Source organism: Trichocoleus sp. DQ-A1 (assembly GCF_039961955.1).
Taxonomy (GTDB): domain Bacteria; phylum Cyanobacteriota; class Cyanobacteriia; order Cyanobacteriales; family FACHB-T130; genus FACHB-T130.
Genome location: NZ_JAMPKE010000064.1, coordinates 1 through 13566 on the forward strand (window position 1 = coordinate 1; position 13566 = coordinate 13566).

Annotated in this window: 11 protein-coding genes, 1 pseudogene and 1 riboswitch; of the genes and pseudogenes, 3 read left to right on the top strand and 9 right to left on the bottom strand. The window is 46.1% G+C overall.

Annotated elements, in window-relative coordinates; translation table 11 throughout:
* Nucleotides 1-786 precede the first annotated feature (786 nt).
* The 4 genes from NDI33_RS27550 to ntrB form a co-directional block, all read right to left on the bottom strand.
* A complete protein-coding gene (locus tag NDI33_RS27550) occupies nt 787-1539 on the bottom strand; it encodes a universal stress protein (RefSeq protein WP_190677133.1) in 753 nt (250 codons plus the stop codon).
* 135 nt (nt 1540-1674) lie between these two features.
* The gene (locus NDI33_RS27555; RefSeq protein ID WP_190415147.1) at nt 1675-2514 is read right to left on the bottom strand and encodes an ABC transporter ATP-binding protein; all 840 of its coding nucleotides are present in this window, start codon (nt 2512-2514) and stop codon (nt 1675-1677) included.
* A 110-nt stretch (nt 2515-2624) separates the two neighbouring features.
* Entirely contained in the window at nt 2625-4031 is a 1407-nt protein-coding gene (locus NDI33_RS27560) for an ABC transporter substrate-binding protein (RefSeq protein WP_190677135.1), read from the bottom strand.
* Nucleotides 4032-4250: 219 nt separating this feature from the next.
* Nucleotides 4251-5105 (bottom strand): nitrate ABC transporter permease, encoded by an 855-nt coding sequence (gene ntrB, locus NDI33_RS27565; protein WP_190677137.1) that lies wholly within the window; start codon nt 5103-5105, stop codon nt 4251-4253.
* 99 nt (nt 5106-5204) lie between these two features.
* Nucleotides 5205-5426: riboswitch (cyclic di-AMP (ydaO/yuaA leader) on the bottom strand.
* A 258-nt stretch (nt 5427-5684) separates the two neighbouring features.
* On the opposite strand from ntrB, the gene NDI33_RS27570 reads away from it, so the two are divergent.
* Nucleotides 5685-5963, top strand: a complete 279-nt coding sequence (locus NDI33_RS27570) for a DUF1830 domain-containing protein (protein WP_348245692.1) — start codon at nt 5685-5687, stop codon at nt 5961-5963.
* A gap of 168 nt (nt 5964-6131) precedes the next feature.
* Nucleotides 6132-7409: an ATP-binding protein gene (locus NDI33_RS27575; protein ID WP_190677143.1), complete on the top strand. Its 1278-nt coding sequence runs from the start codon at nt 6132-6134 to the stop codon at nt 7407-7409.
* Nucleotides 7410-7575: 166 nt separating this feature from the next.
* On the opposite strand, the gene NDI33_RS27580 is transcribed toward NDI33_RS27575, so the two are convergent.
* Entirely contained in the window at nt 7576-7743 is a 168-nt protein-coding gene (locus tag NDI33_RS27580; RefSeq protein WP_190534259.1) for a hypothetical protein, read from the bottom strand.
* A 352-nt stretch (nt 7744-8095) separates the two neighbouring features.
* Here NDI33_RS27580 and NDI33_RS27585 point away from each other — a divergent pair, with 352 nt between their 5' ends.
* Nucleotides 8096-9358, top strand: a complete 1263-nt coding sequence (locus NDI33_RS27585; protein WP_347275926.1) for a pentapeptide repeat-containing protein — start codon at nt 8096-8098, stop codon at nt 9356-9358.
* A gap of 536 nt (nt 9359-9894) precedes the next feature.
* Here the strand turns inward: NDI33_RS27585 and NDI33_RS27590 are convergent.
* From NDI33_RS27590 to NDI33_RS27605, 4 genes and pseudogenes are all read right to left on the bottom strand, one after another.
* A complete protein-coding gene (locus NDI33_RS27590; protein ID WP_190677141.1) occupies nt 9895-11826 on the bottom strand; it encodes an acetate--CoA ligase family protein in 1932 nt (643 codons plus the stop codon).
* A gap of 282 nt (nt 11827-12108) precedes the next feature.
* Entirely contained in the window at nt 12109-12297 is a 189-nt protein-coding gene (locus NDI33_RS27595) for a CsbD family protein (RefSeq protein WP_190415139.1), read from the bottom strand.
* A 149-nt stretch (nt 12298-12446) separates the two neighbouring features.
* A complete protein-coding gene (locus tag NDI33_RS27600; RefSeq protein WP_190415138.1) occupies nt 12447-13271 on the bottom strand; it encodes a cyanophycinase in 825 nt (274 codons plus the stop codon).
* A 195-nt stretch (nt 13272-13466) separates the two neighbouring features.
* Nucleotides 13467-13566, bottom strand: a pseudogene (locus tag NDI33_RS27605) (IS982 family transposase); the annotation flags it as partial.

Consider the following 13566-nt stretch of genomic DNA (forward strand, 5'->3'; position numbering starts at 1 on the left):
AAATGGTTGATACTTTGCTTGCTACTGCACTTGATTTAGTCAATCCAAAACACCTACGCAACTGGTTCACAAACTGCTGCTACTGTACTTCATGAACTTGCAATCTGCTGTATCTTTCCCGTCTGATGCAAGGGCGAGCCTCCCTTCGGGAGGAGCTAGCGCTATCTACGTTTAATTCTCCGACCTTTTGTGGCTTTTAATCTTATGAAGATTTGGCTAAAAGTATTTCCTATCCTTGAGCTAGATGCGGGTTTTTAGGGTTTAATTGCTTTTATGAATTGGTTCAGGGGAGTTGTTCCCACAGCTCTTGAGCCAACCGATTTCCACTTTTCCTCTGCCTAGAGTGACAAAAGAGCGATAGTGTGGTTTGTGATGTACTCCATCTGATTCAGTACTAATTTTCAGAATTTCTTTTTCAGGAGCCGATAGTCGGCTTGAGCGATGGTCGGCTTGAGACAATAAAAAGGCAAAATGCTAAAGAAAGGAGCAATTTTCTTGATGCATTTGCCTTTTAATTTTTGTTGTAGGTTGTAAAATCATCGCTTGTGTTCTTCGCTTCCTTTGCATCTAAAGCGGAGAATAACGCATCCGCAGTGCTATGCGATCGCTAACGGAGTTTTTTAGAAGAGACTCTCTTCACAAATTAGATAGAAGTGCAATAGAAACCTTTTAGGCGATCTCTAATTGTGCTTTTTCAGGTATCGGGAAAAGGTAGAAACAAATCAAAATTATTTAAATCCCGATGGTTTTCCTCTAATTTCCTATGTAAAAATTTCCGCTCAACGATTAAACTGATTGGAAATCTGAGGAACAACTTGAAATATCCGGTGAATTCAAGATGCTGGGAATACCCAACACCGCGCAAGGAAAATTAGAACCTAGTTTCTGAACAATTGGATGATTGGCAGAGGTACAGCCCAGCAACAATAAAGTCGCAGCTTCTGATTCAACAACTTTTCTGAGTTCTGTAGAAATGCAACCAAACCGTAGATGAGCTTTGAAAGAACCTCGCCATTCTTCAGCCAGACAACGGGCTTGCGATAGGATACGATCTGCTTGCTCAAAAGGATTCGTTTGATAGAAAATTTCCCTCAAATAGGAAGGATCTATCTCCGTCATTCGTGTGCGTGCTTCTAATTCCACAGGGGTAGGTTGAGTTAAAACAGGTGTGGCACACTTTCTTGCCGATGCTTCTAGAGACTCTAGGGGAAGCTGTTGGCTTAAAGGGCGTCTAGCATCGCCCCCGTTAGAAATATGTGGACAATGGCTGCTTTGATCTTCATCGACAACGTAAACGACTTGAACCGTGACTTGCGCCTTTGTAACTAACCGGGTTTGATGGGCAATCCATAGGGCAAGATCCAGAGCGGTTTGACTGCTAGGAGAGCGATTATAGCCCACGACTAAATTGATTGATTTAGCAGAATTAGCCCGTTTGGAAGTGGGGGAAACTGGCTCTGGTAGTAATACCATTTGTTCAACTACATCCTGACGACCCATTGCGCTTTCAAGACGGGCTAACATTGACTTAATATTCACAAACTCAAACCTCCTGAAGTAATTAGGCTAGCTTTGCAAGAACTTAAGTAAGGGTTTTAATGGGTTAGAAACGCAATAGAGCGTGTTTCCAGTTCAGTTGTTTTTTCTTTGATAAACAGTTGACCAATGGCTCGTCTACTCGTCTTGATTGAAATATTCATCGAGGAAGTTCAAAGCGTGGTTACGCAATTCAAAATACTCGCGGGAGTTGCGGAGGGCTTGGCGATCGCGTGGATGCTTAAAAGGCACGTCCAAAATTTCCCCTATTTTTGCGTGGGGGCCATTGGTCATCAGTATAATTCGGTCAGACATATACAGCGCTTCATCTACATCATGGGTAATCATCATCACTGCCTGCCGCTGATGTTCCCAAATATGCAGTACCTGCTGCTGTAATTTGCCCCTCGTCAAGGCATCGAGTGCCCCAAAAGGTTCATCCATTAACAACATTTTGGGGCGAATTGCCAAGGCACGAGCAATCCCCACCCGTTGCTTCATCCCGCCAGAAATTTCATCAGGATATTTGTCAGCGGCTGCTGTTAAATTCACCATTGCCAAGTGTTCGTTCACAATGCTAATTTTTTCAGCACGGGAGGCATTTTTTAGCACTTCATCGACTGCCAGACGGATATTTTCTTTCACCGTCAACCACGGCAGCAGTGAATAGTGCTGGAACACCATCATGCGCTCGGCACCAGGTTTACGAATTTCTTTACCCTCTAATTGCACTGAGCCGGAAGTTGGTTTTTCTAACCCGGCAACCATTTTGAGAAGCGTTGATTTACCGCAGCCAGAGTGACCAATCACGCAAATAAATTCATTTTCACTGACACTAAGATTAATGCCATCCAGGACAACAAATTCACCTCCATCTGCTGTGGGATAGGACTTGCGAAGATTTTCTATTTCCAGAAATCCAGTGCGGTTGACACTTTGATTATTAGCATCCGTTGAGAATGAGGTGGATTTAGTCATATCATGCTCCTTCTTGGGACGAACTCTTGAGAATTTTGAAGGTATTAGGCTGGCTTTTGCCAAAAAGTAAAACTTAGCCGAGCCGCTTGAACTGTAGCCAGTGCAGCTAATTAAGACAGAAAGAAACGAGTGGGACGGTTCGCCCGAATCTCAAAACCATTGACATATCCAACAGGATCGCTGGGGTCAAAACCTTTCTTATCAATAAATACTTCCGGTACTTCAACTTTGTAATCTTCTTGGGGACACTCAATGCCCATTTCTGCGGCAATTTCTCGATAGAGATCGGTTCTCCAGCCTTGTTTGGCAAGTGCTTCTGCATTCTTTGGAAATTCTTTGATTTGTCCCCAACGAGCTGCTTGAGTCATTAACCAGAGACTTTCAGATTGCCAGAGAAATGTCGAATGTTCTCCTGGACGTTTGGGAATGTTGTCAGGGATATCGAAGAAGATTGTACTGTCCTCGGCTTTCGCAATCCGAGCTTTACCATCAAAACCGCCATAATTGTAGTCGCCAATAATTGCGGGACGAGTAAATTTGGGTTTAGCACCTGTAAAGGAACGCTCGGAAATAAGTGTTGCTACTTCTTCGCGGTTTTCAGGCTTGCTGCAATACTGGCAAGCTTCAATCATCGCTTTGACGAGGGAACGATAAGTTTTGGGATTTTTTTGGATGAAAGATTCCATCACACCCAGTAGCCGATCTGGGTGTCCCAACCAAATTTCTTTGCCTTGAGCGAAGGTAAAACCAACGCCTTCATTTCCGGTAATTGCGCGGGTATTCCAAGGTTCTGCCACCATGTAGGCTTGCATCGCCCCTATCCGCACGTTCGTCACCATTTGCGGTGGGGGAACGATGATGACGCGAAACTCTTTCAGGGGATCGACTCCGGCGGCGGCGGATAGGTAGCGGACGAAGTATTCGTAAATGGCAGAACTGAGGACAACTGCCCAAACTCGTTGTTCTCGCGGCTGCTTCTCAAAGTAGCTGCGGAAATCCTTCCCAAAGGCTTCTAAATCGCCGTTATACTCCCGCCAGGGACGCAAACCTGCTTCCCACATTTTCCGATTCATCGTCATGGCGTTACCGTGTCGGTGAATGGTCATGGCGGCGCAGAGAGGGGCATGGCGTGCGCCTTCAGCACCGATTCTGGCGTTGGTGACGGCACCAGAGACTACGGGGGCGGCATCAGTGCGACCAAAAATTACGCCGTCACGAGAGGTTGCCCAGCTAGCTTCCCGATTAAGTTGGACGTTGAGACCATACTTGCGGAAAAATCCTTTTTTCCAAGCGATCGCAAACGGCGCACAATCATTCACCGGCACGTAGCCAACAATCAGATCGGGTTTTTCTAACGATCCTGGCTCTACGACTTGTTTGATGGATGCGGATTCTTCAGTGAGTCCTTTCGCTGAGCGATCGCCGCTAATCGCACAAGATGATAGTGCCATTCCTGCTGCTGTGGCACCCATACCCTCCAGAAATTTTCGTCGCGTCCAGTTTGTGGTGTCACTCATAATTCGTCCTTGCGATTTATTTCCACTCAGCTCAAGCCACTAGGTTTGAGCGATTACTGCTCATGAGTTCTCTGAAAAAATTGACGCCGTAGGTACTACGTCTCGCAACCCACTCGTTTGAGCGGTCAGCGTTACCACGACGGCCGTGAGTCTCGCTCACACTAGCGATTTCTGTTAGAGCAGAATCATCCCTACTTAACAGAGGTTTACAGAAAATTATTAGACAGAGGTTGCCCTAGGGCGACGGTGAGTAACCAAAGCTTCAACTTTGCCTAGGGCGTAGTCCAGCAGTAGTCCTGTCAGCCCAATCACTACCACTGCCAAAAATACTGAGCTTAGGTTTAAGCGACTCCATTCATCCCACACAAAAAACCCAATCCCGATGCCGCCTGTGAGCATTTCTACAGCGACAATGACCAGCCATGCAATTCCCAAACTAATCCGTAAACCAGTGAAGACATAAGGCAAACTCGCAGGCCAAATAATCTTGGTAATTCGTCGCCAACGGGGCATTTCTAGCACCCTTGCCACATCGAGGTAATCTTTGGAAACGCTAGAAACACCGAGAGCAGTGTTAATAATGGTGGGCCACAAAGAGGTAATGAAGATAACAAAAATTGCTGACGGATCTGCTAGGTTAAAAATTGCTAAAGCAATGGGCAACCAAGCTAGGGGCGATACTGGCTTGAAAATCTGAATTATGGGATTGAGTGCCATCATTGCTTGCTTGGACATCCCAATCAAAAATCCAATGGGAATGGCAACAACTGCACCTAACAAAAATCCCAGCAATACTCGTCGAAGGCTTGCCAGTAGTAACCAACCAATCCCTAGATCGCCAGGACCCCGTCGGTAAAAGGGGTTCAGAATGTAGTCTAAATTCTTGACGAACGCCTCTGGTGGGGTGGGTATTAATTCATGCTTGAAAAGCGCAACAATCCACCACAGAACGAGAATTCCTAAAAAACCAAGGGCGGGGAGGACGACGACATCCCGAATCAGAACGGGTTTTGCCCGTTTCCAGGCTACCTGTCCAGCAACTGCAATCGCAGACAAATTCAGCTGCAATATCATTATGAAGCTCCTCAGAGTCACTCTTCAGGTACAAAAAAGTAGAGCAGTACCAGCCGGGGACACTGATGAGTTCAGAACATTTCAAAAAATGCTGACTCTTCAGTCTCCTCTCAATGCCTACGAAGTTAGCTGACGGGCTAGAGCTGAGAGATGCTCTTCTCTAATGGATAAGGGATGAAGGATAAATAAACAGTTTTTTATTCCGCCTTACACCTTTTGCCTTACTCCTGGCAGAGATACGCCCCATTAATTGGTTCCTCCGTTCCAGCGCTTATACAGAGCGATCGCTTGCTAAGACGCTGAATTAGGCTGACTTACTCGGATTAACCGATAAGCTTAGCACGCCTTTTTAAGACAGTCCACCTTTCCGAAGACATAGCTTTCTAGAGATCGCTTCTCCATCAAATTCACAATAGTTTACGAACTTTTTGAGGCATTCTAGTGATGTTTGTATTCTCCACTACATCTTGCCTTCCTTCAACCCCATCTTTAGGTAGAAGCCGCTTGAAGCAGTCGAAGTTTATATTATCTATCTTGTTAATCAGCCAATTTTATCGTTCGTTCAAGGCACCCAATATGATGTCAGTATTCTCCTCTTTGGTTTCTGAACCTTCCGAACAAATACTTTGTTTTTATACAAATTGCACAAATAAGATTCAAATTGTTAGAGTTGATAATACTCAAGACTTAAACTTTGAACGGATTGTTTTCCCTGGGCAACGTTTATTGTTTAAATCCTTACCAGACTCCCAACTAGAAATACATACTAACCCAACAAAAATTTTTACTGAAAACTTAGCTTTAATAGAAGTAATTTCCTGCGCTAATCTCCGCGTACATGAAGAAATGAGCACCTGAAAATGAAGTTTTTAACCCTTAGGGTGGCTTTTGATTAAAAACATTTTAAGAGCTTATAGGCGAAGTATTTGGGCGCGAAAGCAAGAAGGAAAAACAAATTAGCTACTCCCCAAGCTAATCTTAGTCTATGGAGAGCATTTGTAAACGAGTCAATAGCGCCAAAAAATGATGGATTTTAGTCAATTACTGATCGATAAATCTGCCACGATTGTAGAGAAATGGATTGAAGCTGTCCGTGCTGATAGTCGAATTGAGACCGCAGCAGAATTATCTTACAAGGGTTTGCGCGACAGCCTCCCCCGTGTCCTCAAGGCATTAGCGACTGTACTTTCTAAGTTTCAAGACAGTGATGTTCAGTCGTTAGTAGATGCAAGTTTAGAACATGGTATACTTCGGGCTGAACAAGGTTACGATCCAGTAGAAATTGTCCGCGAATACCGAATTTTACGGGAGACAATCGTTTCCACCTTAGAGGGAGAGTTGCTAGACTCATCACCGATTGAGATAATCCGAGTCATTCGTCTGATTGATACAGTAGTGGATGAAGCGATCGCTCAATGTTTTAAAAGCTACATGGATGAGCGATTGCACGAACTCCAACAGCTGCAAAGTCAGTTAAAATTGACCAATCAAGAATTAACTCGTTTGCTTCGGGCGAATAAAGATAACCTTTCTCATCTAGCCCACGAATTGAAAACTCCCCTTACTTCCATTATTGGCTACTCAGATTTATTTTTGCGCCAACAACAACGGAAGCAGGAGGAGAGCAATAACCTTCCGAATCTAGAACACATTGAGAAAGTGCTACGAAATGGACGACAGCTACTTCGATTAATCAACGATGCGTTGGAAATCTCTCGCTATGAAGCGGGGAAAATGAAATTGCAGCCATCTGTAACAGATGTACGCTCTTTAATTCAAAATATTCTGGAAATGGTAGAACCTTTGGCGGATTCCAAACAGCTACAGATAATCGTTGATTACGATTCGGCTAGCGCCGATAGCTGTGCTGCTCTTCGAGAAGGACTACACCCAACATGCGCCCCCGATCGGGTGCTGACAGATCCCCTGAGACTACAGCAAATTATTACTAATCTCTTTAGTAACGCGATTCGTTACACCGACTCTGGAACGATTAAATTAAGGTGCCAAACGCTATCAGATAAAGAGTGGGCAATCGCTATCAGCGATACGGGAATCGGCGTTCCTCCAGAAGACCAAGCTCGTATATTTGAACCCTACTTTCGCTCTATTCCCCAAGAAAAGTCTTTCCTTCCGGAAAGTACAGGTTTAGGATTAGCGATTGTCTCGCGGTTGGTAAAATTATTACAAGGAAGAATAGAGCTAGTTTCACAAGTAGGCATTGGCTCCACCTTCACTGTCATTTTACCGTTAGCAGTGAATACTTCTGAGGAAATCGTGACGCCTTCAACAACCCAGGTATAGCACTTTCAACTAATTTTTAAAGATGAAACCCCAGACTCCTTAGAACAGTCTGGGATTTGAACTCTAAACTCGGATCATATAGCGATGAAGCCTGTTTTCGGGAAACAACTGCTAGTTTAGGGTCAAGCAGACGACCTGCAAGACTCTCCAAAATTCTTGAACCCCTTCAAAAGCCGTAGGTGCCCGTGCGGGAGCGTAGGTGCAGCCTTGGAGAGTCAATAGAGCGAAACACTGGCTGCTGTTGGGGGTGCATCCACTTCAACCCAACCCAGACGCAAAGATTGGTCAGCCAGCCAAGACTAACCACCTGAAATTCTCGAAGGGGTGGAGTCACGATTGAGCGCTAGGTGAATTGGAAACAGGAGGAATTTGACAAGCAGAAAACTGAGTGTTGCGATCGCTCGTAAACTTTACCATGCGATTTCTTTGCTAGCGTATGCCGCGATCGCTCGGTGGCTGCTCATCTATCTTCGATCGGCAGGCGAGTGAAAAGTTGTACTTCGCGTATGATTAGTAATCAGCTGCTCAGCACTGGGAATAATAACTTAAGAGTTGAAAGCGGTTATTTTTAAAGTGCTGAAAAAACAATTAAAAACATTTCCAGAAAATCCGAGCGGGGAAAAACCTATTCGAGCTGACTTGAATAGCCAATACCTAAGGGGGCACAAACCCAGGGGGCATACGCCGTGATTGTAGACTTGAAAGAAACTGAACTCAGGGGAGCTTTTCTTAAAGGGAAGGAGCTGAGGGGAGCAGACCTAAGAAGAGTAAACCTCAGCGAGGCGAACCTCAGTTATGCAGATCTCATAGAAGCAGACCTAACAGAGGCAAACCTGAATGGGTCAAATCTAAGTGGAGCCTGTCTCAATTTAGCAAATCTGAGCGAGGCAGACTTGACGAAAGCAGACCTGAGTGGAACCACCCTGATTGGAGCAGATTTAACAGCAGCCAACTTGAGCGGAGCCAACTTGAAAAAGGCGAATCTGGTTGGGACTAATCTGGAAAACGCTAACTTGGCTGGAGCGAACCTGGTAGGAGTGGACTTGAGCGCAGCCGAGCTAAAGGGGGCTATCCTACAAAAGGCTGTCTACAATCAAGAGACTCGATTCCCTCCAGACTTTGACCTTCAGGAAGCGGGGGCTTATTTGATTGCCTCTGGCACTTTACTCATCGGCGTCAACCTGAGTGAAGTCGATCTCAGTGGAGTTTATTTAAAGTCAGCCGACCTGAAAGCAGCAAATTTGATGAGGGCAAATCTGGTCGGCGCAAATTTGGAGAACGTTAACTTGGCGGGTGCCAATCTGGTTGGAACCGATTTGAGTAAAGCCAAGCTGAGGGGAACCATTCTAGAAAAAGCTGTCTACACGCAAGAGACTCAATTTCCCTACGAGTTTGACCCCAGTGAAGCTGGAGCTTACTTGATTGCTGCGGGTGTATGCCTGCCTGGGGTTAATTTGAGCGGAGTCAATCTGAGCGGAGCCGACTTAAGGGCGACCAATCTGCGAGGGGCAAAGTTACGCGGAGCAAACTTGAGAGGGGTAGACTTAAGCAAAGCTAACTTGAGGAAAGCTGACCTGGATGATGCCAACTTGAGCGGAGCCGACTTACGAGGGGCGGACTTTACGGGAGCCATTTTGAAGCAGGTGAACTTCAGCGAGGCGGATCTAAGAGGAGTAGACTTAACGCGAGCCGACTTGAAGGGAGCCAATCTAAGTAGAGCCGACTTGAGAGGAGTAGACTTGACGGGAGCTAGCTTGAAGCAGGTGAACTTAAGTGAAGCCGACTTGAGGGGGGTAGACTTGACGCGAACGGATTTAAGGGGAGCCAACCTAAGTGGGGCAGACTTGACGGATGTGGATTTGAGTCGGGCGATGCTCAAGGGTGCCGACCTGACAGAAGCCAACGTTCCGCAAGAAAATTTCTTTAACTTAGAAATAGAGGCACGATGAAGCTTAAAGCGATCTGCGATGGATGTGCGATGAATAGAGGGGCGAATAAATAATCGGAGTATTCACCCGGAGACGATATCCATTATTTTTTCTTGCGAGTCCAAAGATCCGTGAACATCATGGTCAACCCGCCGATAAAAATTGCGATCGCCATCCCGCCTGCCGTAACATTCATCCAATCAATATTTTCCATTTGATGATTCAGCCGTTTTTTTGAGCAACGGTACTAGATTAGCAACTTTGGCATCTAGACAAACATTCCTGGTCAGAAAAGCGCGAACTAAGCGAACATTAAAGGTTTTGTAACCTGCTCCTGGCAAGTTTCGCTTGCGTGCTTGCTGGTGCGCTTTCAACCGTCCGGTGCAAGATGCGAACTCAAGGGACTTATTTTGCTCGAAGCAGTCTTAGACCTAGCCAGAATCGCCCCTTAGAAAGCGACAGGCGAGGGGAACTATCTTCAAACCCCTCTCCGATACGGAGAGAGGTTTGGCTACAAATGTGCTCGCTTGTGTCTTCCAGAGACTTGTACCAAGGATTTAGTGTCTGACTTCAAACTCAGGCGAGATTTTCGGAATTTCTTTGAGATAAACCCGCGAAAAAGGTTCGGCTGAGCCAAGCTGGTACTGTTCAAGCAAGCCATGAGAGCGGATGGAGATAGTGTCTCCTTCCTTAATCACGACAGTAGAGTCGTGGAGAATGTCTCTCGCCAGCATCATCTCGGTTTCCGTAGGATTATCCAAGATTACAAGATTGCTCCCGTAGTAGAACATCCCATCTGCCTCTAGTACGTCTTCTGTGTACTCGACAATCAGCAGATCGAGCTGGGGATTCCGGAGCAGGTTTTGAACGTTACTGTTGTAATCTTTGTTCAAGTTTTTCTGGGAACGATTGACGAAAACTCCATCCCGACAAACTGCGCCAATTGTCCAGTCGGGGTGTTGCATCAGGATATCGTCAATGACTTCTTGAAGTTCTTGAACTGAGATCCGGTTGAAGGTGATGAAAGGTATTCTGGCTTTTTCGGCGGAGTCAAAGAAGGTTTCCAGAATATGGGAAGGCACATCGACGCTGTCACCAACGGCGGGTCTAAGATGCATATAGATGCCGGGGGCGGCGTTGATTTCGATGATGCCAAACTCACCATCCTTCCAAGATTTGGATAAATCTTGGGCGATGACATCAATACCGAGGCAAGTCAGGCGGAAATGCTGGGCGATATCTTGCGCCAGGATAATGTTGTCCGGATGAACAGTGCTAGTCTTATCGATGCTCAAGCCGCCAGCCGATAGGTTGGCAACTTTGCGAAGATAGACGGTGCGATCGCTTTCAATCACGCTATCCAGACCTAATCCCTGTTCTTCTAAGTACATTTCCATCGCTTCATCGCACTGGATCTTGCCCATTGGCGACGTTGGTGTATCTATCCTGTCTGGCTTCCGATTTTCCTGCTCGATCAATTCCGCAATCGTCGAGTGTCCATCACCCACGACTGATGCGGCGCGGCGTTCCGTCGCGGCGACGAATCTACCATTGACGCAAAGCATCCGAAAATCTGACCCTTTGTAGCTTTTTTCGACGATGATCCGGACTGGCTGCTCTTTAGGAATCGCATTGACTGCCCTGCTAAAGGCATATTTCAGTTCTTCTGAATCTTGCACATCAGCCGTTACCCCAATTCCTTTGTGGCCCACTACCGGCTTCACAGCGACGGGATAGCCAATCTCTCTAGCGGCTGCGCGAGCGTCTTCCAGTGAAGCGACGATGTCACCTTTGGGAACGGGGAATCCCAAGGTACCTAAGAAAGCTTTGCAGTCATCTTTGCGAGTGGTAAAGTCCGAATCCAGATGGCTATCGCAGTCAAAAGTCGTTGCTATCCCGCGAATCTGCTTTCTTCCATAGCCATATTGAACCAGTCCTTCGTCCCATAGATAAAAAACGGGAATTCCTTTTTCATAAGCTGTACGCCACAACGCATAGACTGTCGGCCCGCCGTAGACGGAGTAGCGGAACTGATCCTGCATTGCCTTGAACTGATCGTCAATCCGAAAATCTTTGCCTTGAGCGATCGCTTCAAACCAATCCCAAACGCTGTAAACGACTGCCCGACTGGTGCGTGCATGAAGCGATTCTACGGCAATCTTCGTGCAAGCGGGAAGTTGCTTGATACTCCAGTGCTTGAGGTGCAGCCCCATGTCCAGTTTTCCCACTTCTGACACGGTTCGAGCGAACAGTTGGGCATAAGATTCGTAGGTTTCATCGCGCAGATGGGGGTAGCGATCGCCAATAATCGATACATAATCGCTAATTGCCGGAGGTTGCGCGTACTCAGTCAGAGCGAAATCGAATATTAGCGACCCCGTCTGCAAATACGGGTTTGGCCCCATGTAATGCTTGAAGTTAAAGATATCGAATGCATCCGTTTTTCTCGCATTGACACGGACTGCATCGGTCATTATCTCTCTGCTCATTGAGTATCTCCCGTTTTTAAACACCCTTTTTATTAACTTGGCGACTCGCTTACTTGAGCCTAATTCGATTGCATAACCTTTTCAGCTATCAAAGGGCAGAGTCAAGTCAATTCTTTTTTATTAGATTTAATGGTGAATGGTTCGTTGCCTTTCTACCATTTGCGATCGCCATTACCCAAATCGCTTAAATTTCTTTAATAAAACACTTTAAAAACCCATTTTCTTTAAGAAAATGGGTTTTCAGATTTGTGGAGTTTCCCCCTTGAAAATTTGATACAAAACCTAAGCTCGATCTACAATTTCTTTTGCTTTATCTTTGAGGTCTTCTTTTAGATGCATAGCAGCAGCTTCATCCTGCTTCATCTGACCTTCTGCTTGGTCTTTTTGGTCGCCGGTTACATGACCAAGACCCTCTTGCACCTTGCCTTCTATGTTTTTAGCAACCGCTCTGGCTCTATCTTCTACGCTCATTTTTAGCTCCTTTACAAGGATATGTAATTTCTTATACTACTCCCAGTATAAGAAGCTTAAGGGTAAAAAAGACATCCCTCGGCAGTTAGATTCTAAAGGCACAGGTAGCATTTAAAAAGTAGGATGGAAAGTGCCCACCCTACTTTCAATTAATCAAGAATTGGCTTGCGAGTTTTCAGATCAAATTTGTATCCGTGTGGAAGGATATGAAGCTTGGCTCCACAAACTGCCAAAGGCTCATCCTTCAAAATGTCGCCGATGTTGCTATGGGTAAGCTCTGACTCATCGACAATCGTGACAGCTCCTTCCCCGATTACTTCAAACTTGTTATCGCTGACTGCGATCGCTGTATTCTCGTCAATCCCAAATCCTAAGACAGCAGGCTGCTGTGCCAAGGCAGAAATTAACCGTCCCAGACGCCCACGCTGTAAGAAATGCTGATCGATGACCACTCCTGGCAAGAAGCCCATACCGGGACCCATCTCTACCACTTCAACCCGTGGATTTGTCTCAGAGTCGCCTTCAACGATCATGACATCTGGCATCATGGCAGCTCCCGCACTGGTGCCTCCCACCACGATTCCTTCAGCGTACCGTCTGTGAATCGCCTCATCGATCTGGGTACCCTTCAGGATGCTGGTGATGCGAGCCTGATCTCCGCCGGTAAAAAATACACCAGTGGCTTTCTCAATGGCCTCTAAGTAAGTGGCTGAAGTTGCATCTTCCCGCTCAACGGTGTCAACGATGCGAACGTCTTCGGCTCCCAGCCGCTCAAACACTCTGATATAGTTCTCTCCCACTTCTCTGGGCAACTCTGTCGCCACGGTCATGACGACAATTCGAGCTTTAGTACCCCCGGCGCGGCGAACAAACTCCCGAAGGATTGTGCAGTCTCCCTCCTTGTCTTCTGCACCCCCGATGATCACCAACTGCCCGCTAGGTTTATTCGCTGGTACGTTTTCTTGAGCTTCCATTGATTTTATGTCCAGGTATTAATGGTTGTTTTGTGCATAAAAATACCCAGGAGATATAGAAGACTCCCAGGAAATTTTTTATGTCTCAGATTGGCTGTCCTGAATAACTAAAATAACTGCATACCGTTTGCCGCAGCTTCTTTCTAGGGATATAACTTGCAGCAAATCTGTAATTTAAAATAACGTGAGTTCGGGTTAAGCAGGCAAGGCAGCATCGTTGATCAGGGAGGGCTTCTTGGGCTGGTGGCAGTAGGCAATTAAGCCGGCTATCAAATTGACGGCAAAGTTGACAGGA

Coding starts and splice junctions, on each gene's coding strand:
- NDI33_RS27590 (WP_190677141.1), bottom strand. CDS start 11,826: ATGAGCAGAGAGATAATGACCGATGCAGTCCGTGTCAATGCGAGAAAA.
- NDI33_RS27575 (WP_190677143.1), top strand. CDS start 6,132: ATGGATTTTAGTCAATTACTGATCGATAAATCTGCCACGATTGTAGAG.
- NDI33_RS27595 (WP_190415139.1), bottom strand. CDS start 12,297: ATGAGCGTAGAAGATAGAGCCAGAGCGGTTGCTAAAAACATAGAAGGC.
- NDI33_RS27570 (WP_348245692.1), top strand. CDS start 5,685: ATGTCAGTATTCTCCTCTTTGGTTTCTGAACCTTCCGAACAAATACTT.
- NDI33_RS27600 (WP_190415138.1), bottom strand. CDS start 13,271: ATGGAAGCTCAAGAAAACGTACCAGCGAATAAACCTAGCGGGCAGTTG.
- ntrB (WP_190677137.1), bottom strand. CDS start 5,105: ATGATATTGCAGCTGAATTTGTCTGCGATTGCAGTTGCTGGACAGGTA.
- NDI33_RS27555 (WP_190415147.1), bottom strand. CDS start 2,514: ATGACTAAATCCACCTCATTCTCAACGGATGCTAATAATCAAAGTGTC.
- NDI33_RS27560 (WP_190677135.1), bottom strand. CDS start 4,031: ATGAGTGACACCACAAACTGGACGCGACGAAAATTTCTGGAGGGTATG.